General features: G+C 38.5%; 22 protein-coding genes. 9 read left to right on the top strand and 13 right to left on the bottom strand.

The window, feature by feature from the left end:
- Positions 1–19 precede the first annotated feature (19 nt).
- The 5 genes from H3Z82_RS16125 to recF form a co-directional block, all read right to left on the bottom strand.
- Complete coding sequence (locus H3Z82_RS16125) at positions 20–373, bottom strand: hypothetical protein (protein WP_182206532.1); 354 nt, start codon at positions 371–373, stop codon at positions 20–22.
- Positions 370–2,790 (bottom strand): penicillin acylase family protein, encoded by a 2,421-nt coding sequence (locus H3Z82_RS16120; protein WP_182206531.1) that lies wholly within the window; start codon positions 2,788–2,790, stop codon positions 370–372. The genes H3Z82_RS16125 and H3Z82_RS16120 overlap by 4 nt, the downstream gene beginning before the upstream one ends.
- 99 nt (positions 2,791–2,889) lie before the next feature.
- Positions 2,890–3,186 (bottom strand): DUF721 domain-containing protein, encoded by a 297-nt coding sequence (locus H3Z82_RS16115; protein ID WP_182206530.1) that lies wholly within the window; start codon positions 3,184–3,186, stop codon positions 2,890–2,892.
- Positions 3,173–3,649 (bottom strand): lipocalin family protein, encoded by a 477-nt coding sequence (locus H3Z82_RS16110; RefSeq protein ID WP_182206529.1) that lies wholly within the window; start codon positions 3,647–3,649, stop codon positions 3,173–3,175. The genes H3Z82_RS16115 and H3Z82_RS16110 overlap by 14 nt, the downstream gene beginning before the upstream one ends.
- 93 nt (positions 3,650–3,742) lie before the next feature.
- Positions 3,743–4,825, bottom strand: a complete 1,083-nt coding sequence (gene recF, locus H3Z82_RS16105; RefSeq protein WP_182206528.1) for a DNA replication/repair protein RecF — start codon at positions 4,823–4,825, stop codon at positions 3,743–3,745.
- Positions 4,826–4,959: 134 nt separating this feature from the next.
- Between recF and H3Z82_RS16100 the strand changes: the two genes are divergently transcribed.
- From H3Z82_RS16100 to H3Z82_RS16070, 7 genes are all read left to right on the top strand, one after another.
- Positions 4,960–5,727: a tetratricopeptide repeat protein gene (locus H3Z82_RS16100; RefSeq protein ID WP_182206527.1), complete on the top strand. Its 768-nt coding sequence runs from the start codon at positions 4,960–4,962 to the stop codon at positions 5,725–5,727.
- A 2-nt stretch (positions 5,728–5,729) separates the two neighbouring features.
- Positions 5,730–6,212, top strand: a complete 483-nt coding sequence (ribH, locus tag H3Z82_RS16095; RefSeq protein ID WP_182206526.1) for a 6,7-dimethyl-8-ribityllumazine synthase — start codon at positions 5,730–5,732, stop codon at positions 6,210–6,212.
- Between the two features lie 524 nt (positions 6,213–6,736).
- A complete protein-coding gene (locus tag H3Z82_RS16090) occupies positions 6,737–7,018 on the top strand; it encodes a riboflavin synthase subunit beta (protein ID WP_182206525.1) in 282 nt (93 codons plus the stop codon).
- Entirely contained in the window at positions 7,018–8,868 is a 1,851-nt protein-coding gene (gene mutL / locus H3Z82_RS16085) for a DNA mismatch repair endonuclease MutL (protein WP_182206524.1), read from the top strand. Before H3Z82_RS16090 ends, mutL begins: the two co-directional genes overlap by 1 nt.
- A gap of 28 nt (positions 8,869–8,896) precedes the next feature.
- Entirely contained in the window at positions 8,897–9,646 is a 750-nt protein-coding gene (locus H3Z82_RS16080) for a rhomboid family intramembrane serine protease (protein WP_182206523.1), read from the top strand.
- Positions 9,643–10,515, top strand: a complete 873-nt coding sequence (locus tag H3Z82_RS16075) for a rhomboid family intramembrane serine protease (RefSeq protein ID WP_182206522.1) — start codon at positions 9,643–9,645, stop codon at positions 10,513–10,515. Before H3Z82_RS16080 ends, H3Z82_RS16075 begins: the two co-directional genes overlap by 4 nt.
- A 4-nt stretch (positions 10,516–10,519) precedes the next feature.
- Positions 10,520–11,542 carry an endonuclease/exonuclease/phosphatase family protein gene (locus tag H3Z82_RS16070; protein ID WP_182206521.1) on the top strand — a complete coding sequence of 341 codons (1,023 nt, stop codon included), beginning with the start codon at positions 10,520–10,522 and terminating at the stop codon, positions 11,540–11,542.
- 65 nt (positions 11,543–11,607) lie between these two features.
- On the opposite strand, the gene H3Z82_RS16065 is transcribed toward H3Z82_RS16070, so the two are convergent.
- The 8 genes from H3Z82_RS16065 to H3Z82_RS16030 form a co-directional block, all read right to left on the bottom strand.
- The gene (locus tag H3Z82_RS16065; RefSeq protein ID WP_182206555.1) at positions 11,608–11,922 is read right to left on the bottom strand and encodes a DUF6122 family protein; all 315 of its coding nucleotides are present in this window, start codon (positions 11,920–11,922) and stop codon (positions 11,608–11,610) included.
- Complete coding sequence (locus H3Z82_RS16060; RefSeq protein ID WP_182206520.1) at positions 11,922–12,542, bottom strand: WbqC family protein; 621 nt, start codon at positions 12,540–12,542, stop codon at positions 11,922–11,924. Before H3Z82_RS16060 ends, H3Z82_RS16065 begins: the two co-directional genes overlap by 1 nt.
- A gap of 12 nt (positions 12,543–12,554) precedes the next feature.
- Positions 12,555–14,096 (bottom strand): signal peptidase I, encoded by a 1,542-nt coding sequence (lepB, locus tag H3Z82_RS16055; RefSeq protein ID WP_182206519.1) that lies wholly within the window; start codon positions 14,094–14,096, stop codon positions 12,555–12,557.
- A gap of 109 nt (positions 14,097–14,205) precedes the next feature.
- The gene (gene dapB / locus H3Z82_RS16050; RefSeq protein ID WP_182206518.1) at positions 14,206–14,907 is read right to left on the bottom strand and encodes a 4-hydroxy-tetrahydrodipicolinate reductase; all 702 of its coding nucleotides are present in this window, start codon (positions 14,905–14,907) and stop codon (positions 14,206–14,208) included.
- A gap of 88 nt (positions 14,908–14,995) precedes the next feature.
- Positions 14,996–15,607 carry a DUF5683 domain-containing protein gene (locus tag H3Z82_RS16045; protein WP_394368119.1) on the bottom strand — a complete coding sequence of 204 codons (612 nt, stop codon included), beginning with the start codon at positions 15,605–15,607 and terminating at the stop codon, positions 14,996–14,998.
- The gene (locus H3Z82_RS16040) at positions 15,597–16,496 is read right to left on the bottom strand and encodes a ParB/RepB/Spo0J family partition protein (protein ID WP_182206517.1); all 900 of its coding nucleotides are present in this window, start codon (positions 16,494–16,496) and stop codon (positions 15,597–15,599) included. The genes H3Z82_RS16045 and H3Z82_RS16040 overlap by 11 nt, the downstream gene beginning before the upstream one ends.
- Positions 16,496–17,260 carry a ParA family protein gene (locus tag H3Z82_RS16035; protein ID WP_182206516.1) on the bottom strand — a complete coding sequence of 255 codons (765 nt, stop codon included), beginning with the start codon at positions 17,258–17,260 and terminating at the stop codon, positions 16,496–16,498. The genes H3Z82_RS16040 and H3Z82_RS16035 overlap by 1 nt, the downstream gene beginning before the upstream one ends.
- A gap of 243 nt (positions 17,261–17,503) precedes the next feature.
- Positions 17,504–18,388: an SDR family oxidoreductase gene (locus H3Z82_RS16030; protein ID WP_182206515.1), complete on the bottom strand. Its 885-nt coding sequence runs from the start codon at positions 18,386–18,388 to the stop codon at positions 17,504–17,506.
- 824 nt (positions 18,389–19,212) lie between these two features.
- On the opposite strand from H3Z82_RS16030, the gene H3Z82_RS16025 reads away from it, so the two are divergent.
- Together H3Z82_RS16025 and yidC are read left to right on the top strand one after the other, a co-directional pair.
- Positions 19,213–20,850, top strand: coding sequence for a CTP synthase (locus H3Z82_RS16025; RefSeq protein ID WP_182206514.1), 1,638 nt, complete (start codon positions 19,213–19,215; stop codon positions 20,848–20,850).
- A 121-nt stretch (positions 20,851–20,971) separates the two neighbouring features.
- Positions 20,972–22,867 carry a membrane protein insertase YidC gene (gene yidC / locus H3Z82_RS16020; protein ID WP_182206513.1) on the top strand — a complete coding sequence of 632 codons (1,896 nt, stop codon included), beginning with the start codon at positions 20,972–20,974 and terminating at the stop codon, positions 22,865–22,867.

Raw genomic sequence — 22,867 nt, 5'->3', positions numbered from 1 at the left:
TTATGTAAATAATTACGCTCTATCGTTTGACCAGCATACGACATTGTTTTCCCAAGATGGCGGCAATTCCTGCCGAAAAACCACCGATAAGGCCTGTAACCAAAAGCAATGCCAACCAGCTACCGGCCAAAGGTAATAGCACGGCAATCTTCTCGGCTAATATAAAATCATTCGCTTGGCTCAACCAAAAGGCATATGCTATCCAGAATAGAAAAATAGCAATAAAAGGAATAAAAAATACTGCAGTACGATTTAAGCTAAAAAATAGGGCAGAAACAAAACCTGCGACCATCACGTGCCACCAAGGCAAGAATTGAGATAGGATAAGGGCAATGATCAAGGTGACTATAAAATTGATAAAATTCTTTTTCATTGTTTTGGAGTTAGGGTTTGACTTGCAATAATGTCTTGAGTGTCTTGTTGGTCTTGCATAAACAACAAGTCCATATAGTCTCCCGCAGCCCATCGGTCGATGAAATTGTCATAATATTTGCTGCCGGGGTTACCGGACTGCCCACCTGGATAAATACCATAGCCGGTTGGAGGCGAGGTCATTTCTACAATCATTCGCCAAGAAGGACCGTGGTTTTTTGAAGCGGCATTAACGGTATTATAATCGCCGCCAATATTTAGGTCAAAACGTGAAAAAGCGGGTAAAGCTTGTAACAAATGGCCCACATAAGTTGCTTTGTATGGTCCCCATTTATAGTCGCCGTGTTCAGCTCTCCATTCCGTCAGTTCTTCTGCTGTTTCCTTAAAAGTGATCAAGAATAAGTCTTGCGCAGTTTCTTTTTTGGGTGTGCTCAGAATATCCATTAATTCGTCCTGTGGATGGTTTTTAAGCATATAAATGGTTTGATAGGTGTATGGTTTTAGCATTGCCAAACTATCGGCATCAAATTCATCCCAGACAATCTTCTCCAACTTTGTCCACCAGCTTTCCCAAATGCTTGGAGCCATTTGATCTATTTCACTATAGAAATCCCATGACTTAATGATATTTAGAATGTCCGTTTCTTCGTCAGTCAAAGTTGAAGTATCCATAGTAGTATAAATATAAGATAACAACTCTGACGCTTTTAAATTGTAATTATTATTCTGTAAATCCTTGAAATCCTGAATGTCAAATTTGTCCTTAGATCTAAAAAAGTCATTAATAACCCGGTTTCTATAGGTTTCATAACCATCGTTGTAAACATAAAACGGGTAGGAAGGATCAACGGGATGCTGATTGGCAGAGCTTACAAAACCGCGCTCGGGGTTTTTGGAATGGGCATTGAATTCTTGAGGAATAAAACTCTGCCAATCATGTTTCGGATTACTGCCGTCCAATAAAAATTTGCCTTGTCCTTTCCATTTGTTGGGAAATTGACCTTGGATCCATAAGGCTATATCGCCTTCAGTAGAGGCAAATACAAAATTCTGGGCGGGAGCGGTATAGGTTTTAAGCGCATCGAGATAATCGTCATAGTTTTTTCCTTCATTTAATTTTATAAAAGTTCGCTGATTGTTTCCACCAATATGTCCCACCCACTGCATGGCATATCCAGCTTTGACATTATCGCCTTTAAAATTATGGTCATAGGCAACAGGACCGTGGTGCGTGTAAATGATGGTGTCATAAAGAGTTTCTCTATTTCGGATTTTGATTTCCTCAATCCGCTGTTTGGTTTTCTTCCATTGCCCATCATGCTTATATTCTTTTCTGCTATCATCTTTGAACTCAATTTTGTACCAATCAATTACATCGCGGGTAGCATTGGTCTCGCCCCATGAGATATGGTTGTTGTAGCCCGAAATAATGCCCAATGCCCCAGGGAGGGTGGCGCCATAGCTATTGTGTTCAGGCGTTGCCAATTGCATGACATACCAGGTGGCGGGAAGATTGAGGCTTAAATGTGGGTCATTGGCCAAAATAGGATGACCAGAATAGGACTTTTCTCCAGAAACTGCCCAGTTGTTGCTTCCATTTTGTGCATGGGGTTTGTCAATGGTTTCTGTAATGGAAATGGAGTCTGAAGAAGTTTGGCCTTCGGGGGTTGCCGGCATCTCTATGTTTATGAAGCCCCAGTCGGTTTCTTTCGGGATGACAGGGTCGTTAACATCATAAAAATCTGGATATAACAGATCGTAGCGCTTTTTTCCAAATTTTGCCAGTGCATTGGTGTGTTCCAGATCAGACTCTCGCCCAGCCAGCATTTTGGTCATATACATCAGCAACAAGGCTGTTTTTTTTATGGTCCAAGGCTCGGGTGCGTAGTCCAGTAATTTATATTCCACTGGATAGTCTTTAGGATCTAACTCATTGATATAGCTATTTACACCATCACGATAGGCTTCAATATAGCTTAGCGTTTCAGGGTCTTCCTGCATTTTTAGCAGCGCTTTTTCTGCGCCATAGTCCATTCCCCGTCGGCGCTCTTGTCGATCATAGTCCAGCGCTTGTTCTCCTAAAATTTCTGCTAAGCGTCCGCCAGCAGCAAAAGTTTGAAATTCTAACTGCCATAAGCGGTGCTTGGCGGTCAAATAACCTTGTGCACGATAAAGATCGGGGTTGTTTTGCGCAAATACATGCGGAATCAAATGTTTGTCGTAATGAACAGTGACCTCGTGTTCCAGGCCAATTATTTGCATGGTGGTGTTGAGGTCTTCATCTTGCTCATTTTGCCAAAATCCTTGATTGGGACTGAGGAACTTGCCCATTGGCGGCGTACTGCCAAATTTGCTGTTGAGACCATAAAAAACCACTAACGTGAGCACTAATGCCAGTGGAAGTTTAAAATATTTCATAAAAAAAATTAGTTAGGATCTTGAAAATAAGAATAATTGCTGGAATAACAACCTAACTGCTAAATTACTTGCTTTTCGAAGCATGCAAAACCTTCCCTTTTAACGAAGCACCAATTTTTTAATCACCTCTTTACCGAGTGCTTCATTTAGCATTTTAATGATTTTCTGGTTGCCATAACTGAGCTCTTCTCTTAAAACACTAGAGCTGAGTTGTACATAAAGCGTATCGCGCTCTAATTGAATGGCCGTAGTGTAATTGTTGACACCATTGCCCATCATTTGCGCCCAAGCTTCTTTGACGTTTACATTGTCCAAACCTGATTGGAGCCGGTTGGAATCCACAAATTCCTTAACGAGGTCGCTGATTGAAAGCTGGTCTTTGTTACGTTTTGCCATTTTGAATTATAGTTTTTGTTGGTTTCTCGGCAGATAAGGAAATTGACTTCTCCACAGTTATTGGCTCAAAGCGCTTATAGAGATATTTTGTCTTTTGGTCATTTATAATTAATAACTTTTCTTCGGTTGCCTCTAAAACGGTTTCTTTCCAGTTGGCAAAAGGGGTGGTGTAATAAATATGTAGACTGTCATTTTCAATTTTCAGTTCAAGTTCTTCAGAATCGTCAGAAGTGGTGTAGGTGCCGTTAAAATTTGGTTTCATCTTTTTCCTAAATCCAGTCAGGCTGTCTGTAATGCTAAAATAATCTACCGTATCATTGTATGTGTATTCGCGTTTGGTGCCATCAGCCATGGTTACTTCGTCAATTTCCCAATAGCCATCCAGATGCTTAATTAAGCTGTTTGGGTCATGAGAGCAGCTTAATAAAACCAGCCCAAAAGTTAAGATTAAAAATTTTTTCATAGGATTGTTATGTATTCAGTTTCCAAAATTCAAGTAGTAATTATCAAAATTATTGAACACGATTGGAATTTTAGATTTTAAATTTTGTTTTTTTTATTCTAGCTTAAATATCTTATAAGATTGGTGTACCTGTTTGATAATAGCTTCGGTCCGATCGGCATGCGTATCGCTAATAAACAATTGTCCGAAATTTTTGTTGTTGACCAGCGCAATGATTTGTGCCACGCGATTTTCATCTAATTTATCAAAAATATCGTCCAAAAGCAAAATAGGAGAAAAGCCACTCTGTTGTTTTATAAAATCAAATTGCGCCAATTTTAAGGCAATCAAAAACGATTTTTGCTGGCCTTGACTCCCGAATTTTTTAATTGGAAAACCGTCGATTTCAAAACTTAAATCGTCTTTATGTATCCCTACGGAAGTGTATTGAAGTGCCTTGTCCTTATTGATATTGATTTTTAAAAGAGAATCCAGGTCGTTTTCAAACAAATCACTTTTATAGCTTAAATGGACGGGTTCTTGATGGTTGCTGATAGCATTGTAACGGGTTTTGAAAATGGGTATAAAGGTTTCCAAAAAAGCTTTTCTGATGGTAAATATTTCGGAACCATAAGTATGCAATTGCTCATTGTAAATTTCAAGCGTTTGTGCATTAAATGTATTGTTCAATGCAAAGTACTTTAGTAGGGCATTTCGCTGCTGTAAAACCTTATTGTAATTAATAAGCAAATTGAGGTAATTTTTATCGCTTTGCGAGATCACACTATCAATAAATTTTCGTCTGGTCTCACTACCTTCAATGATCAAATCTCTATCGGCTGGCGAAATAATGACTAAAGGGATGAAGCCAACATGCTCACTAAATCGTTCATAAGCCTTAGAATTTCGTTTAATGATCTTTTTTTGCGACTTTTTTAATGACACAAGAATTTTTTCTTCACGATTGTCTTTCTCGAAAATGCCTTCCACCACAAAAAAGTCCTCACCATGTTTAATGTTCTGAGAGGCTATCGGATTGAAATAACTTTTTCCGAAAGACAGATGGTAAATTGCGTCCAAAACGTTAGTCTTACCAATGCCGTTGGCGCCTACAAAACAATTGATCTTATGGTCAAAAGTGAAATTTTGACTATCGAAATTCTTGTAATTGAGTAAGGAAAGTGACTGTAATATCATGTAAAAATTCGCTTTAAAAAAAGATTGGGTATCAACATTGCGAAAGGAAGTGCAAATTATTGAAAAATAACAAATAATATACCTTTTATATACCAATAAAAATTTTAATTTTGCGGCGCATTAATTATGACGATATGGCAACTTATAAGAAAAGAGGTTACAAACCGAAAACGAAGGCTGAGAAAACAGAGGCTTTAGAAGAAAATTCAACAACGGCTGAGGTATTTAACACCTTGGATGAATCCGCTTCAAGAACCGAAGAATGGGCCGTAAAGAACCAGAATTATATTATTGGTGCGGTGGCAACGATTGTAATTGTTGTTTTGGCATATTTGGCTTATAACAAGTTTGTTGCAGAGCCAAAGGCGAGCGAAGCCATGAACGAGATGTACAGAGCGCAACAATACTTTGAGCAAGCCCTTAACGGTGTAGCTGCTAAAGATTCATTATACACCTTGTCTTTGAATGGCGGTGAAGGAAAGTACGGTATGTTGGATATTATTGATGAATATAGCGGAACACCAGCTGCTAATTTGGCTAACTACTATGCAGGAATGGCTTATTACAGCTTAAATGATTATACAAATACAGTTAAATATTTGGGTAACTTCTCAAGTAAGGATGAAATATTGGCACCAATTGCAAGCGGAAGAATTGGAGATGCATTTGTTCAATTGAACCAACCTGAAGATGCTTTAAATTATTATGAAAAAGCAGCTAACATGGAAAAAAACAATTATACCACGCCAATGTTTTTATTTAAAGCGGGTAACGTCGCCTTAAATTTAGGAAAAAGTAAAAAAGCGTTAGATCACTTCACAACGATAAAGGAAAACTATCCAAACTCTAAGGAGGCTAACAATATTGATGTCTTTATCGGAAAAGCGCAAGCAAGTTTGTAAAAATGGCAACAAAAAATAAAAATTTATCAGAGTACGATAAAAACACAATCCCAAATGCGAAAGACTTTCGATTTGGGATTGTTGTTTCAGAATGGAATAGTAATATCACGGATAATCTTCATCAAGGCGCTATTGAGACGTTGATAGAGCATGGCGCATTAACTGATAATATCATCAGTTGGCATGTTCCTGGGAGTTACGAATTGATCTATGGCAGCAAAAAGATGCAAGAGCATCAGGTAGATGCGGTAATTGCCATAGGTTGCGTAATACAGGGTGAAACCAAACATTTTGATTTTGTGTGCGAAGCCGTTTCCAATGGTATCAAAGATTTGAACGTGATGCACGACACACCAGTAATTTTTTGCGTGTTGACAGACAATACAATGCAGCAATCTATTGAAAGATCTGGTGGAAAACACGGTAATAAAGGGATTGAAGCAGCTGTAGCTGCGATCAAAATGGCGACGTTACGCCGTTTATAGTGTTTATGCTTTAGTGGTCAGTCCTGAGTAGGTAGATGGAGACCACAGTTGGCATTGGGCAATCAGTTGTGTGTTTTTAACCACGCCCCGATAATTGTCGGAACCACGAATGATTTTTGTCCTATAATGCAACTCTTGACGAAACTCTGTAGAAGGAACTTTCAGCAATAACGATCATCAGACCTTAACTCGCCCGTCATCGGTCACCCTACCTTCCAACTCTTTTATTAACAATTTTTAGCAGTTAAAGCATCGTTTTTCCTCGTATTTTGAGTACATTTGAAGTTCACAAAGACAAAGCGTTCCATCGTGAATTTATTTAAACAACGTCAACCTAAACGTTTCAATTATACGCCAAGACACCTTAGAGAGCATCAGAAAGACCATGCTGTTGAGTTTGAATCTAAATGGCGTCAAAAAAGACAGCGCAAGAGAAAAGTGCGAACATTACCCATGCTCCTTATTTTTTTAGGTATGGTAATTGTTATTTGGTATGTTTTAAGTAACTACGAAATTTAAAAATTATGAGCATCTTTAAAACACGTCAAAACAAAAAATTCAACTATACCCCGCGTTACTACAAAGGGGAGGAGAATCCTTTTGAGATCAAACATAAATTTGATGAGTACAGAAAGACGGTTGGAAAGGTTGGTTTAAAAGGTAAGTTTGAAAACGCTTGGGATGATTATAAAAATACACCTGATGCCTCGGCAAATAAACGAACGCTCATTATCGTTGCGATTTTAATATTCATTTTTCTGTTGATTATAGGCTTCGATTTGTCAATATTCTTTTCAAAAGGCTAATGTCAGATATCATTCAACTTTTACCAGATCATGTTGCTAATCAAATTGCAGCAGGGGAGGTCGTGCAACGTCCAGCTTCTGTGGTCAAGGAATTAATGGAGAACGCACTTGATGCTGATGCCACATCCATCAAATTAATTATTAAAGACGCTGGTAAGACCTTGGTTCAAGTAATTGATAATGGGAAAGGCATGAGCGCTACGGATGCCCGATTGAGTTTTGAACGCCATGCAACTTCCAAAATCCGTTCGGCAGATGATTTGTTTAGTTTGAATACCAAAGGATTCAGAGGAGAAGCTTTGGCAAGTATTGCCGCGATTGCCCATGTGGAATTGAAGTCAAAACAGGCTGACGATGAGCTGGGTACACTACTAAATATTGAAGGAAGCGAAGTGAAAGGGCAAGAAGTAACAGTAACACCTACTGGAACCTCCATTGCCGTAAAGCATTTGTTTTTTAATATTCCAGCGCGTCGTAATTTTTTAAAATCGAATACGGTCGAGTTGCGCCATATTATTGATGAATTTCATCGTGTGGCATTGGCACATCCTAAGGTGGTTTTTGCTATGTACCACAATGGCAGTGAGCTTTTTAATTTGCCAGAAAGTAACTACCGTCAGCGTGTGGTTAATATTTTTGGGTCAAAAACCAACGAGAAACTTGTGCCGGTGGAGGAAACCACTGAAGTCTTAACAATATCAGGATTTGTGGGCAAACCACAATTCGCAAAAAAGAGTAGAGCAGAACAGTTTTTTTTTGTCAATAATCGCTTTATCAAAAGCCCATACCTGAATCATGCTATCAACGCTGCATTTGAGGGGTTGATTAAAGATGGGAATCATCCGATATATTTTTTAAACCTAACGGTCGATCCAAAATCGATTGACATCAATATCCATCCTACAAAGACTGAAATTAAATTTGACGATGAACATACTCTTTATGCAATTTTAAGATCGTCTGTAAAACATAGTTTGGGTCAGTTTAATATTGCACCCGTTTTGGATTTTGATTATGATACCAATCTCGATACGCCTTACAATTACAAAGATAAAGGTGCTTCCACCCCTACGGTTGAGGTGGACAGAAATTATAACCCGTTTCGGGAAGAGCGGATATCAGGAAAACAGACAACCGCCTTTAAAAAACAAACCCCCAATAATTGGGATAGCTTATACGTGGGTTTAGAATCAAAAAGCACCCGCGACACACAAGATTTTAGTCAGGTTGAATTTGAAAGTGAACCAGAAGAGGTGTCGTTATTTGACGATAAGTCCCAAATAGAAACTACGCAAAGCACCTATCAATTTCAGAATAAATATATTATTAGCACCATCAAATCAGGCATGTTGATGATTGATCAGAATAGAGCACATCAACGTATTTTATATGAAGGCTTGTTAAAAAGCATGACGGTCAAGGAGGCAGTGAGCCAGCAGCTGCTGTTCCCGCTGCAACTACATTTTACAGGCCCTGAATTGACTATTTTAAAGCAATTGAAAGACGATTTGGAGGCTACTGGTTTTGTGTTCGCGGCAATGGATGATCAGCTTGTTGAAATCACCGGGCTGCCTATTAACGTGCCTGATAGTGAGGTCTCCATGATTTTGGAGCAACTTATCAGCGACGTGGAGCAGGAGGTGCCTGACAGTCATTTTAGTGCGGCAGATTTACTGGCAAAATCCATGGCGAAGAGCTTGGCCATTAAAACAGGGCAATCATTGTCAAATTTAGAACAGGAACATCTGGTAAATAGTCTGTTTGCATGTAAGGCACCTTCTGTTTCTCCAGCTAATAGAGCTACTTTTATTACAATGACAATTGATGAAGTTGACAGAAAATTTATGTAATTTTAATTAAAGAAAAGATCAAAGAAGAATGAGAGGAATTACAGATACGGTGAAGCATTTGCTCATTATCAATGTATTATTTTTTATTGCCAAAATGACCATGCAGCCAGGTTTGTTGGATGATTTGTTTGCATTGCATTTTCCAAAGAATGATGCCTTTAAATTTTGGCAGATTTTTACCCACATGTTTATGCATGGCAATTTCATGCATATCCTATTTAATATGTTCGCATTATGGATGTTCGGTACGGCAGTGGAGCAGGTTTTTGGGGCTAAGAAGTTTATCTTTTTTTATATTTCTGCAGGATTGGGAGCGGCTTTAATCATGTTGGGCACTTACTATCTACAATACTTGCCTTTAGAATCAGATTTGCTTTCCGCAGGCTTTACCTCGTCTCAAATTCATGAAACAATGTCTACAGGCAGAGTTATGCAAGGCGCTAACGCGGCTCAAACAGATCAGCTGCAGTCTATGTTTTATATTTTCAACTCGTCTATGTTAGGGGCTTCTGGTGCTATATTTGGGGTTTTGGTTGCTTTCGGGATGTTATACCCTGAATCTAAGTTAATGCTGATTTTTTTACCAATTCCTATTAAGGCGAAATATTTTATTCCTGGAATTATCTTATTGGATTTTATTTCTGCCGTTACTGGGCAATCATTCTTCAGTCCGAGCAATACCGCGTATGCTGCCCATCTTGGTGGTGCGCTGACTGGGTTTTTAATGATGTGGTATTGGAAAAAGACCCAATTCAATAAAAACCGTTGGGACCGATGAAATCATTAAATCAGGATATTCAGGAGAAATTGAGGCATCTCAACGTGCTCGAAAAGATAATTGCTATCAATGTAGTTGTTTTCTTGGTTGGGCTACTACTGTCATTAATTGTTAAGTCAGGTGGAAGTTTGTACTGGCTGGAATTGCCTAAAGATGCCGGCGATTTTCTATTTAAGCCGTGGAGCATCATCACCTACGGTTTTACCCACTACGGTTTATTTCATTTGCTGTTCAATATGTTGGTGCTTTACTTTGTTTCGCAAATGATGCTCAACTTATTCAGTCCGAAACTCACTTTAAATATTTATTTTTTGGGTATTATTTTGGGCGGACTCTTTTTTCTGTTTGCTTATAATGTATTTCCACAAGGTTTTCTGAAGCCTGCAACGGCCCTGGTAGGCGCTTCGGCTGGTGTGAGGGCCTTATTGATTTTCTTATGTGCTTACATGCCTAATACGCAAGTACGGTTAATTGTGTTTAACATTAAACTATGGCATTTGGGTGTTGCGCTTGTTGCTTTTGACGTCATTGGCCTTTTTGGTTCAAACCAAGGTGGCAATATTGCTCATTTGGGAGGCGTTGCCTTAGGCTATTTCTATGCCACCCAATTGATCAAGGGAAATGACATTGGAAAAGGTTTTGAAAAACTTATGGATGCAGTTGCTAACCTTTTTAAAGGTGGTAAGAAGTCGCCGTTAAAAACTGTCCACAAGCGCAAATCAAGTACAGTTGCAGGACACAAAAAATCAGAGTTTAAGGAGTTTAATAAGCAAAAGCAAATCGATCTCATTTTAGACAAGATTAGCAAAAGTGGTTATGATAGCCTAACCGAAGAAGAAAAAGCTTTTTTATTTAAGGCTAAAGATTAAAACCATGAAAAAACTGAATCTTATTGATAAGTTTTTGTTTTTCTTAAATTCCATTGCGGCAACCATTCTTTTATTGGCCTATATTTTGCCATACATTGAGCCCAAACGTTTTGCGTTTTTATCAGTCTTAAGTCTCACAGTGCCGTTTCTAATTATCCTTAATCTTCTGTTTGTAGTCTATTGGCTTTTAAAGGTTAAAAAACAACTCTTATTGTCTTTAATTATTCTTCTAATTGGCTTCAATCATGTGGCGAGCTTGTATAAAATGTCGGCATCAAAACAAGTTGATGACATTGATAATATTGCCGTAATGAACTTTAATGTACGCCTGTTCAACGTTTTTAAATGGATTCCGGACATAGATGCTGCCCAAGAAATCAGCCAATTTATTCAGGAAAAGAAACCGGATATCATCAGCATGCAAGAGTACAGGCCAGATGATGGGTTGAAGCTAAAAGATTACCATCGGTTTGAAGCTGTTGGGGGCGAAAGAATTAAAAATGGTCAGGCCATTTTTTCTAAATTCCCAATTGTCAATACCGGATCCATTGAATTTCCAAGCACTTATAATAACGCTATTTTTGCTGATGTGGTACGGGGTAAGGACACTATTAGAATTTATAATGTGCATTTACAGTCTTTAAAAATTGATGCCAATTCCGATCCATTAAAAAACGAAGCAGCCGAAAATCTATTTAGACGTGTCGGAAGTACATTTAGGATGCAGCAAGCGCAAGCGGATTTGTTCTTGGAGCATAAGGCCAACAGTACTTATAAAACCATAATTTGTGGCGATTTCAATAATACGGCCTATTCTTATGTCTATAAGAAGATTAAAGGCGACTATTTAAGAGATGCTTTTGTGGAAGCTGGGAATGGTTTTGGACGAACATTCGATTTTAAATTCTTTCCGGTGCGAATTGATTTTATCCTTGTAGATCAGAACTTTGATATCAACGGGTTTCGAACTTATAATGTTAAGCTTTCAGACCACTTCCCCATAATGAGCAAGGTGAAGCTGAGGTAGCGTAAGCAGTCTGCCTGCCTTGCAAACGCTTCAGACGTGAAAGTGTCTATCGTCAAGCTTCAATCTCAAACTGTCATCATCCAGCAATCTGTAGCGTCGGCGATGATATGAATGACCAATCCTATGCCTAAGATTCTAGTTTTTTTGAAAAATAACAATCCCACATATACGGCCATCGCATAATAGGTGTGAAGTGGGTGGAAGTTAATGCTACACCGCCCGGGATCAAAGACAGGACTTGCTAAAAGATGATCGAGATCAATAAGCATAGTTGCAATCATGATCAAATAGGCAGTCTTCCAATTGGATCTAAAAAATATAAATGCCACAAGCAATGGTAGCCCAAAATGAATTCCGTAATGAACAATAGATTGTAGCATCATTGAGGTAATTGTTGTTTTTCGAGATAGAGTAAGGCATTTGGGCCTTCGTTGAATATTAAATCAAGAATGCTCAGATTTGGGATAAAGCCATGTTTGTCATCAAATACCTGAACGTAAGGTTGAAACGGCTGTTCTGTTTCTTTTCTATGATTGACTAAATAGCGGTAATCTCTTTTTTCGATAGGATTCAATTCAAACTCCGTCGTCTTTTGAATCTTTATCTCATGTTGCAGACATTCTAAAACGGCATCCAGACACTTGAAATTGAAATCCATCAGATGTGTTGATTCTTCAGAAAATAGAGGAAGCAAATCATGCTCGTAAAATTCAAAAAATGGAGAACTGCTATAAGCGGATTGAATGGACTTCCAATGTAAATCCTGCCATTTTTCATCATTTGAAATGAGAATATTCTCATAACGCTGTCTATTTTTTTGCGAATAGACCACTGGTACGGTTAATGACGATTTACCTTGTGCACCATAGATGCTCATTCGGTTTCTATAGGTTTGTTTCTGATAATTATCGCAGACTTCAAAGACCACTTTTTCTGCCTGTACCAATGCGACACATTGTGCAATGCTCGGGAAATAGGTGGGGTGAAGTAGAATGTCCATTATAGAGCACTATTATTTATTGGCTCGTCTCTTGCGCCATGTATTAAACCCAAACCAAATCCCTAATAATACAAGAAATGGAACAAAGTATGACACTAATTTTCCATTGCCTCCAACGGTGGTGAAAAACCTTTCCCAACGTGGACTTTTCCCATCCCAACTCATCCATACCAGAACGGGTTTCCCGACCACATGGTCAAACGGTACAAACCCCCAAACCCTGGAGTCCTGTGAGTTGTGACGGTTATCTCCCATCATCCAATAATAATCCTGTTTAAAGGTATATTGGTTGGTAATCTCGCCATCAATGCTGATTTGATTGCCATTTACTGAGAGGTTACGTCCTTCATAAACTTCAATGACCCGTTTGTACAGCGGAAGGTTTTCAGCTGTTAAAGTGATGCTCTTTCCTTTTTCAGGGATGTATAGAGGTCCGAAATAATCATTGTTCCAATTAAAGGCCGGATTCATAGGGAATATCATAGAATCGCGATGGTCCATAGAGTCCTTTCTGATTTCTATGGAAGCAATATTGGGATGATTTTTTGCTCTGGCCACGGCTTCTTCCGTCGCTGCAGGAATGATCCATTTTTCGGTCTGTTGATCATAGCCCAATCCATCAGTCATATCAAAGCGTTTCAGGATGTCATAAACCTGTGCATTTGAAGCAATTTGTCCTTTAAAAGTGACATCATAGGAAAACTGAATCCGTGCGCGATCGTTCAAGACATTTTGTTTTCCATTTATGTAAACGTAACCATTTCTTATGGAGAGGGTATCGCCAGGAATTCCTACACTACGCTTTACATAATTGGTCTTTTTATCAATGGGTTTATAGTAGAACTTATCGGTATGGCGCATGTCTAACATGGTATCAACTGGCCAGTTAAATACAACAATATCATTACGCTTGATCTTTTGAAAACCTGGAAGCCTCATATAAGGCAGTTCAGGATTTGAAAGGTAAGATTTGATGTTTAATATCGGGATGGTGTCATGCACCATTGGTGCTGCCACCGTGGTCATTGGAAGTCTTGCCCCATAATGGAATTTGCTGACAAATAGAAAATCGCCCACCAATAAGGTCTTTTCCAATGAGGAGGTCGGAATGGTAAAAGGTTGAATGAAATAAGTATGGACTATGGTTGCCGCAACAATAGCGAACAATATGGAACTGATCCAATCGCCCGCAGCCGACTTTGGATGTAAGCTACGGTCTTTAATATGGGTTACATCGGCCACATAATTGAGGTAATAATTGTAAAACCCTAAACTAATAAGTGCTAAAACCGTATCGGTAGTGGTGTTTTTTCCAAAACTTCTTGCGGTTTCTACCCAAACTACCGGAAACATGATCAAATTGACAATTGGCACGAAAAGTAAAATGGTCCACCACCAAGGCCGATTGATGATTTTCATTAAAATCACGGCATTATATACCGGTACAAAAGCCGTCCAAGCCGGTTGGCCTGCTTTAATGTATAATTTCCATGTGCCAAGTCCGTGATTGACCTGAATCACGCAAAAGAAAATAAACCATTCTGTAAATGTCATCTGATTGCTGTTATTAATTTGAAAATAACGGGTTTAATGGTTAGGTTTTAAATCCCGTAAAACAAATATATTGTAAATGATAAATCGTAATTAAAATACTACCAATAAGTTAACCAATGTTTAACACATCTTTCATTGAGAACACCCCTTTTTTTCCTGCAATCCATTCTGCAGCAATCACAGCACCAAGAGCAAATCCGTCGCGGTTATGTGCAGTATGTTTAATTTCAATGGTATCTACTGACGATTTATAGGCTACTTCATGGGTTCCCGGAACATCGTCAATGCGTTTGGAATTGATATGCAAGTCTTTTGGTTTTGCAGCATCTAAGGTCCAAGTGCCATATTTTGAGTTCTTAAGAATGTCTTCTGCTAAAGTAATTGCCGTACCACTTGGCGCGTCAAGCTTTTGGGTATGATGAATTTCTTCCATGCTAATGTCATATTCTGGAAGATTTACCATAAGTTGAGAGAGTTTTTGGTTCAATTCGAAAAAGATATTCACGCCTAAACTGAAATTGGATGCATATAGGAAAGTGCCATTTTTTTCCTTGCATAAAGCAACCACATCATCATAGTGCTCTAACCATCCTGTTGTTCCGGAAATAACAGGAATATTATGGTTAAAACAATTGGTTATATTATCTACAGCAGCGTCAGGCGTACTGAAATCGATGGCAACATCTACATTTTCGAGGACATAACTTTCCGTGTCCTTGTCAACTTTTAAAGTAATGTCATGTTGCCTTTGGAGGGCTATCTGTTCAATGGTCTTTCCCATCTTGCCATAACCTAAAAGAGCTATTTTCATGTGTTTATACTTAATTTCCTTTAACGGAGGCATACTGATTACTATTCATTAATTCCTTCGGTGTAATTCTAGCATGCACGTTTTATGATTAAAATTTAAAATTCAAGGTCATTCCCAAATTGGTAGAATTCTCTTGTTCGTTGTATTTAAAATGCGGCTTTAATGCTAGATTTTCATCTAAATTATATTGAAGCAAATGCGCATCTACGTTGGCGTCAATAATGTTAAGTGCATAGAGTCCGATGGTAATTAACAGCGCTAATTCTTTGTTTCGACGCAACGTATTCTGTGCTCTAATAAGGCCTTCGCTAGACACCCTCGGCGTTGTGCCATCACCATAAAACTCATCGTCGGTAAACCCTGCCAATCGGCGTTTATAGGCGCTCCGATAGCGGTCGTAGGTTTTGTCATTGTCTAAGTAAAAATAGACGCCGGTTCCGATAGCTGCATAAACAATCGGTATTTTCCAGTACTTTTTGTTGTACGCTTGTCCCAATCCCGGTAATACCGCCGAGTAAAACGCTGCACGCGATGGCGCCAAAATATTCATGGGCTTCCGTATAATGCTGTCAACCACAAGTTCTTCAGGGATCTCCTTTGAGGTATCTGTTGGAATACTATCAGCAGGAGTTTGCGAAAATGCGTAGAAAGAAGCAAAAAATATAAAAAAAAGGGATGTATAAAGGCGATTATTTGGCACTTTGAACAAGTTTTTTGATCCGGTTAAAATCCTCTTCGGAATGAAAGGGAATGCTTATGGTTCCTTTACCATTCTTGCTTACTTTAACGTTGATTTTGTGTCCAAAGTATTCTGAAAACTCTTTTACGCCATTTTTAACAAAAGCGGGTAATTCTGATTTTTTAGATGGTTTGGCTTCGCTTTTATTATGATAGTTTTTTACTAAGGCTTCCGTGTCTCTCACTGATAGTTTATCAGAAAGTATTTTTTCGTAAATGTCGAGTTGCTCGGATTGGTCTTCTATATTGATAATGGCACGGCCGTGTCCCATTGAGATAAATCCGTCCCGCATGCCGGTTTGTATGATAGGATCTAACTTTAAAAGGCGAAGATAATTGGCTATAGTGGAACGTTTTTTACCCACGCGCTCGCTCATCTGTTCTTGGGTCAATTGTATTTCATCAATCAAACGTTGGTAGGATAAGGCAATTTCAATAGGGTCTAAATCCTGACGTTGGATATTTTCCACCAAAGCCATTTCTAAGGACTCCTGATCGTTGGCAATTCTGATATAGGCCGGAATGGTTGGCAACCCGATCAATTTGGAAGCTCTAAAACGACGCTCTCCCGAAACCAATTGGTATTTGTTGAAATCAAGCTTTCTAACGGTAATGGGTTGGATGACCCCCAATTCTTTGATAGAAGAAGCTAATTCCTTAAGTGTTTCTTCGTTAAAATTGGTTCGCGGTTGAAAAGGATTGATTTCAATGGCCTCTAATTCCAACTCCACAATATTTCCAATGACTTTATCGGCATTTTTATCCTGAACCGATTGAATATCATTTGATGGGTCTTTTAAAAGTGCTGATAATCCTCTTCCTAACGCCTGTTTTTTTGTTGCCTTCGCCATTAATCGTTCTTTTTAATAATTTCCTTTGCTAAACTTAAATAATTGGTAGCGCCTTTACTGCTCACATCATAATTGATAATACTTTCTCCAAAACTTGGTGCTTCTCCCAATCGTACATTTCGCTGAATGATGGTCTCAAATACCATATCACTAAAATGCTTTTGTACCTCCTCAACCACTTGGTTTGATAAACGAAGTCGCGCGTCATACATAGTCAATAACATGCCTTCTATATCTAATTCCTTATTATGGATTCGCTGTACACTTTTAATAGTGTTCAATAATTTACCCAGTCCTTCCAAGGCAAAATACTCACATTGAATAGGAATGATGACCGAATCAGCCGCTGTAAGGGCGTTTAAAGTCAAGAGGCCCAAAGATGGCGCACAATCGATCAAAATATAATCGTACTGGTCTTTAAGGTGATGAATGGCATTTTTGAGCATGTACTCACGTTGCTCTTTGTCAACCAATTCAATTTCAATAGCCACCAGATCTATATGGGCTGGAATGATATCCACGTGGGGTGCGCTTGTAGGGATAATGCAGTCTTCTGCCTTTGACGAATGTTCAATAAGCTGATAAGCACCCATTTCTACGTTGTCAACATCAATACCTAAGCCAGATGAGGCATTGGCTTGTGGATCGGCGTCTATCAATAATACTTTTTTTTCTAAAGCGCCCAAGGAAGCGGCTAAATTTACCGATGTTGTTGTTTTACCAACACCTCCCTTTTGATTGGCTATTGCAATGATTTTACCCATTAAATTTTCTGGTTTTAGTCGCCGTAAAAATACAATTATTTGTGGGTTTAAAAAATGTTACTTGTTAACAAAACAGCTTCCATTTTAAAAGGATTACCCTCCAAAAACGTGAAAATGATTGCGGATTGGTTAAAACCTTATGATGTGGCTATAGGCTTGTGTGGTAACTAACTGTTAGTGCTTGTTAAATGGATTTTTGCTATAGAATATCGTAACTTGGCACTTAGAAAACTAAGGTTGCATTCATTTTTTATCTTTTTTAGCACGGATCATGGCTTCCAATTGGTCCCACATTTCTTCCGGAATTGCCTCCAATAAATTAAACTGTCCAGCACCTTTCAACCATTCGCCACCATCAATGGTAATAACTTCCCCATTGATATAAGCAGAGAAATCAGAAACTAAATAGGCGGCAAGGTTTGCAAGTTCTTGATGCTCTCCCACACGATTTAGGGGCACTTTTTTGGCCATGTCAAACTTGTCTTCTAAATCGCCAGGCAAGAGTCGGTCCCAAGCCCCTTTTGTAGGAAAAGGACCCGGGGCTATGGCGTTAAATCGCATACCATATTTTGCCCATTCTACGGCAAGACTGCGGGTCATGGCCAATACACCAGCTTTGGCCGTAGCGCTTGGCACCACGTAAGCAGAGCCTGTCCAGGCGTAGGTGGTAACAATATTCAGTACAGAAGTGTTGGTTTGCTTGGTATCAATCCAATGTTTTCCGAATGCCAAGGTGCAGTTTTTAGTGCCTTTTAAAACAATGTCTATGATGGTGTCAAATGCATTGGCAGACAGGCGTTCAGTAGGAGAGATGAAATTGCCCGCGGCATTATTTAGCAGCACATCTACGGAGCCAAACTTATCCACAGCCGCTTTTAACATGGTTTCAACCTCGTCATAATTACGGACATCACATTGCAAAGGCAAACAGGTGCCATTGGTTTCTTTTTCAAGTTCCTCTGCGGTAGTTTTTAACTTTTCAAGATTGCGCGACGTAATGGCAACATGGGCACCCAGTTCTAAAAAATACTTGGACATGGCTTTTCCTAAGCCGCTACCACCGCCAGTGACAACAATTGTTTTTCCTTTTAAAGCATCATCCCTGAGCATTTTCTGTGTATAAACCATTTTTTATTTTTATTTCGTGATTTTTAAAAATACGAATAAAATATTATGAATAGCCTTTGGGAAAGTCAAATTATTCTTAACAGACCCTATCAATTTGAAGCTTATGGAATTTAACAGATTAATTCCCACTAGTCGGTATTTCATATTCCGAGACTTGCCGTGATTGTAAAAATAATTCCTTATTCCAATTTGCTTTTGTAATGTCTTACCAAAATTATTGCTGTATTTTTTCTATGGCAATCCATGAGATTTGAACATAATGAAATTAAGAATGACAACAAAAGAGTTGTATATCTGCTATTACTTATAAATTTATGAGATTGCTGGTTTAAAATCTGAATGTGCATTGCAGTGCCGGATGGATGACTTATTCTCATAATGATTACGCAATTTGAGATTTAAGGTTAGGACACGAGCAAAACAAAAAAAATCAGCATTGTGTTTTCAACTTTTGAACGTTAGGACCAGATGTGGACCTGCAATGAAAAGATTGACTGAGTCTAAAAAACACTCTAATTTCTTGCCTGGGAAATTAGCTTGGTAGCGTCACGTTTTGAAATTTCCGAAAATTGGGCTTTAACTATATGCATTCTTAGCTTGACTGTCACTTCGGTTTGCTAAAATAAGTATCATACAATAGCGCGTCTGACAGCCTTGGAGCTAATTAGCATTATCTTGATTTAAAATTTACGTTTTTTTAAAGGATTGCTTATGAGTGTTTTAAATGCGAAAACACATCGGAATTATCCCTGGCAAATAACTAAAATTAGATGCTTTAATAACTATTTAAATTTTGTAAATTTGCCTGCGTTTAACAGCGCAACATGACAACTACTACAAAATACATATTCGTCACAGGAGGTGTAACGTCTTCTTTAGGGAAAGGCATTATTGCAGCTTCATTGGCTAAATTACTTCAGGCTCAAGGTTACAAAACGGCAATTCAGAAACTGGATCCTTATATTAATGTCGATCCGGGAACCATGAACCCCTACGAACATGGGGAATGCTACGTAACCGATGATGGTGCAGAAACGGATTTAGACCTTGGCCATTATGAGCGCTTTTTGAATGTGCCTACAAGTCAGTCCAACAACGTTACTACAGGACGTATCTACCAGAGCGTCATTGATAAGGAACGTCGTGGTGAGTTTTTGGGTAAAACCGTTCAAGTTATTCCGCATATTACCGACGAAATCAAAAACAGAGTCCAGCTTCTTGGCAAATCAGGCGATTATGATATTGTGATTACCGAAATAGGAGGGACCGTTGGTGATATTGAGTCCTTGCCATATATTGAAGCGGTACGCCAATTAAAATGGGATTTGGGAGAACAGAATGCTATTGTCATCCATTTAACATTGGTGCCTTTTCTTTCTGCAGCAGGCGAATTAAAAACAAAACCAACCCAACACAGTGTCAAAACCTTAATGGAAAGCGGCGTTATGGCCGATATTTTAGTATGCCGTACTGAACATGAGTTGCCAATGGATTTACGTCGTAAATTGGCATTGTTTTGCAATGTCCGTGAAGAGGCCGTCATTCAATCTATTGATGCCTCTACAATATATGATGTGCCTAACTTAATGTTGGAACAAGGTTTGGATAAGGTGGTGCTTAAAAAATTAGGCCTTCAAAGTGACGCACCAGATTTAACCCAATGGAATCAATTCTTAAAACGATTGAAAAATCCAAAAAGTGAGGTCACAATTGGATTGATTGGTAAATATGTTGAATTGCAAGATTCTTACAAATCTATTCTGGAAGCATTCATTCATGCCGGTGCAGAAAATGAAGTCAAAGTAAATGTACAGCCAATTCATTCCGAACACTTGACCATTGAGAATGCAGCAGCAGAGCTTGCGCATTTAGATGGTGTATTGGTAGCGCCAGGATTTGGTGAGCGTGGGGTGGATGGGAAAATTGAAGCCGTGAAGTTTGTTCGTGAAAATAATATTCCGTTTTTAGGTATTTGTTTGGGTATGCAAATGGCAGTCATAGAATATGCCCGTAATGTTTTAGGTTTAAAAAATGCCAATTCCACAGAAATGAACCCGCATACTTCTGACCCAGTGATCGATTTAATGGAATCGCAAAAAGAGGTCACAGAAAAAGGTGGAACGATGCGACTGGGTGCATGGGCCTGTCATTTAAAAAAGGGAAGTATTGCCCATGACGTATATCAAACAACTGAAATATTTGAACGTCACCGTCACCGTTATGAGTTTAATAATGCCTATAAAAAGCAAATTGAAGGTGCCGGAATGATAGCAACAGGTCTCAACCCTGACACGGGCTTGGTTGAAATTGTTGAAATTCCGTCACACAATTGGTTTGTGGGCGTCCAATATCATCCTGAATATAAAAGTACTGTGGCCAATCCACATCCATTGTTCGTAGCTTTCGTAAAGGCAGCCGTCAATGTTAAAAAAGATAAAAAGGATAAAACTGTGTCAGTATGACATTAAATTAGATTTGGATGCATTTTTGTGATGTCCAATCGTATCAAAAAATAAAATTAATTACCAACTTAAAAAGGACCTTGAAAGTTATTAGTACGTTTTTGGTCTGAAAATAACGTAAATGGAAGAAAAAAAATTTGATCTCAATTCTATTATAGGATTCGTTCTTATTTTCGGAATATTATTGTTCATGCTATGGCAGAACCAACCAACTCCTGAAGAGATTGCAGCACAAGAACAAGAAAAACAAGCCAAGATAGAGGCAGAGAAAAAAGCAACTGACAAAAAGGATACTTTTGTTTCAACGGCTGACGACTATACCAATGAATCGGCTTTAGACTCTACAAAGCTTGAAGCTTTAAAAAATAGATTGGGTGCTTTTGCCTATGCCTCAACATTGCCGTCTGCTAAAGATCATGAAACTTTGGTTGAGACCGATGTATTGGAATTGAAATTCAGCAATAAAGGTGGTTATTTGACAGAAGTGAAACTCAAGGAGTTTGTTTCACATGATTCCATGCCCATTTATCTAATTAAGGATAATAACGCACTCTTTAACATCTCATTTTCTACTACAGACAATAGAAATCTAAATACCAAAGATCTTTATTTTGAGCCTACCGTTACTAAAAATGGTGAGAACACAGTGGTTTCCATGAAGCTTAAAGTTTCAGAAACCAAGTTTTTGGAATACCGTTATGAGCTGAAACCAGATGACTATATGTTTGGATTTAATGTGCGTTCGCAAGGTTTAAGTGATGTCATCAATAGTTCACAAGAAGTCAATCTCGATTGGAACGCTAAGACTTATCGTTATGCGAAAAGTATCTCTTATGAAAACAGATACACAGAGCTTATTTTTGAATATGAAGGCGGTAAAGATGATTATTTAGGTCAGGGTGATTTTACTGATGATACGGCCAAGGATGTAACTTGGATTGCCAATAAGCAGCATTTTTTCACTTCCATTCTCTTAGCTGATCAGCCTTTTAAAACAGGATACTTTACATCAAGAAATTTGGTTCAGGATGAGGATGTGGACACTGTTTTTACAAAGGCCTTTACCAGTAAATTGCCATTGGCTCTTGAAGGTGGTGAAATCAATAAGAACATGGACTTATATTATGGTCCAAGTGATTACAAAATCCTGAATTCCTACGGTAGGAATTTAGATGAAGTTCTGCCATTGGGCTGGGGTATTTTTGGATGGATCAACCGTTACTTGTTCATTCCATTGTTTTCCTTTTTAGGCTCTTTTATGCCGTATGGAATTGCGATTGTTGTTATGACGATTCTGATCAAATTATGTTTGTCGTTTGTTCAGTACAAGCAGTTTTTGTCTCAGGCTAAATTGAAGATTATTAAGCCAGAATTGGATGCCATTCGTGAGAAGTATAAGGACAATAAAATGAAAATTCAGCAAGAAACCATGGCATTGCAGTCTAAAGCAGGGGCAAGTCCACTGAGTGGTTGTTTGCCGGCGCTGATTCAATTACCGGTTTTTTACGCTTTGTTTCAATTTTTCCCGTCGGCTTTTGATATTCGTCAGAAGAGTTTCCTATGGGCGGAGGATCTATCGTCTTATGATACCATATTGGATTTACCGTTCAAGATTCCTTTTTATGGAGACCATGTAAGTTTGTTCCCGATTTTGGCGTCCATAGCAATTTTCTTCTATATGAAAATGACAACAGGACAGCAAATGTCTTCTCAGCCAACCCAGGAAGGTATGCCGGACATGGCTAAAATGATGAAGTATATGATTTACTTCTCGCCAATAATGATGTTGTTCTTCTTCAACAACTATGCATCCGGATTGAGTTTGTACTATTTTATCTCGAACTTAATTAGTATCGGAATCATGCTGGTCATCAAGAACTTTATTTTAGATGAAGAGAAGATCCACGCTCAAATTCAGGTGAATAAAGCAAAACCAAAAAAGGAAAGTAAGTTCCAGAAAAAGATGAAAGAAATGATGGAACAAGCTGAAGAACAAAAAAGACAAGGAAAGCGCTAA

It is taken from the genome of Gelidibacter maritimus, assembly GCF_014062315.1.
Lineage (GTDB): Bacteria > Bacteroidota > Bacteroidia > Flavobacteriales > Flavobacteriaceae > Gelidibacter > Gelidibacter maritimus.
Note: the sequence above shows the minus strand (reverse complement) of the source record. Positions and strands in the feature narration are given on the sequence as shown.

Excerpts from the sequence above, each read along its gene's own strand:
- H3Z82_RS16125 (WP_182206532.1), bottom strand. The coding sequence starts at position 373 with ATGAAAAAGAATTTTATCAATTTTATAGTCACCTTGATCATTGCCCTT.
- H3Z82_RS16120 (WP_182206531.1), bottom strand. The coding sequence starts at position 2,790 with ATGAAATATTTTAAACTTCCACTGGCATTAGTGCTCACGTTAGTGGTT.
- H3Z82_RS16115 (WP_182206530.1), bottom strand. The coding sequence starts at position 3,186 with ATGGCAAAACGTAACAAAGACCAGCTTTCAATCAGCGACCTCGTTAAG.
- H3Z82_RS16110 (WP_182206529.1), bottom strand. The coding sequence starts at position 3,649 with ATGAAAAAATTTTTAATCTTAACTTTTGGGCTGGTTTTATTAAGCTGC.
- recF (WP_182206528.1), bottom strand. The coding sequence starts at position 4,825 with ATGATATTACAGTCACTTTCCTTACTCAATTACAAGAATTTCGATAGT.
- H3Z82_RS16100 (WP_182206527.1), top strand. The coding sequence starts at position 4,960 with ATGGCAACTTATAAGAAAAGAGGTTACAAACCGAAAACGAAGGCTGAG.
- ribH (WP_182206526.1), top strand. The coding sequence starts at position 5,730 with ATGGCAACAAAAAATAAAAATTTATCAGAGTACGATAAAAACACAATC.
- H3Z82_RS16090 (WP_182206525.1), top strand. The coding sequence starts at position 6,737 with ATGAGCATCTTTAAAACACGTCAAAACAAAAAATTCAACTATACCCCG.
- mutL (WP_182206524.1), top strand. The coding sequence starts at position 7,018 with ATGTCAGATATCATTCAACTTTTACCAGATCATGTTGCTAATCAAATT.
- H3Z82_RS16080 (WP_182206523.1), top strand. The coding sequence starts at position 8,897 with ATGAGAGGAATTACAGATACGGTGAAGCATTTGCTCATTATCAATGTA.
- H3Z82_RS16075 (WP_182206522.1), top strand. The coding sequence starts at position 9,643 with ATGAAATCATTAAATCAGGATATTCAGGAGAAATTGAGGCATCTCAAC.
- H3Z82_RS16070 (WP_182206521.1), top strand. The coding sequence starts at position 10,520 with ATGAAAAAACTGAATCTTATTGATAAGTTTTTGTTTTTCTTAAATTCC.
- H3Z82_RS16065 (WP_182206555.1), bottom strand. The coding sequence starts at position 11,922 with ATGCTACAATCTATTGTTCATTACGGAATTCATTTTGGGCTACCATTG.
- H3Z82_RS16060 (WP_182206520.1), bottom strand. The coding sequence starts at position 12,542 with ATGGACATTCTACTTCACCCCACCTATTTCCCGAGCATTGCACAATGT.
- lepB (WP_182206519.1), bottom strand. The coding sequence starts at position 14,096 with ATGACATTTACAGAATGGTTTATTTTCTTTTGCGTGATTCAGGTCAAT.
- dapB (WP_182206518.1), bottom strand. The coding sequence starts at position 14,907 with ATGAAAATAGCTCTTTTAGGTTATGGCAAGATGGGAAAGACCATTGAA.
- H3Z82_RS16040 (WP_182206517.1), bottom strand. The coding sequence starts at position 16,496 with ATGGCGAAGGCAACAAAAAAACAGGCGTTAGGAAGAGGATTATCAGCA.
- H3Z82_RS16035 (WP_182206516.1), bottom strand. The coding sequence starts at position 17,260 with ATGGGTAAAATCATTGCAATAGCCAATCAAAAGGGAGGTGTTGGTAAA.
- H3Z82_RS16030 (WP_182206515.1), bottom strand. The coding sequence starts at position 18,388 with ATGGTTTATACACAGAAAATGCTCAGGGATGATGCTTTAAAAGGAAAA.
- H3Z82_RS16025 (WP_182206514.1), top strand. The coding sequence starts at position 19,213 with ATGACAACTACTACAAAATACATATTCGTCACAGGAGGTGTAACGTCT.
- yidC (WP_182206513.1), top strand. The coding sequence starts at position 20,972 with ATGGAAGAAAAAAAATTTGATCTCAATTCTATTATAGGATTCGTTCTT.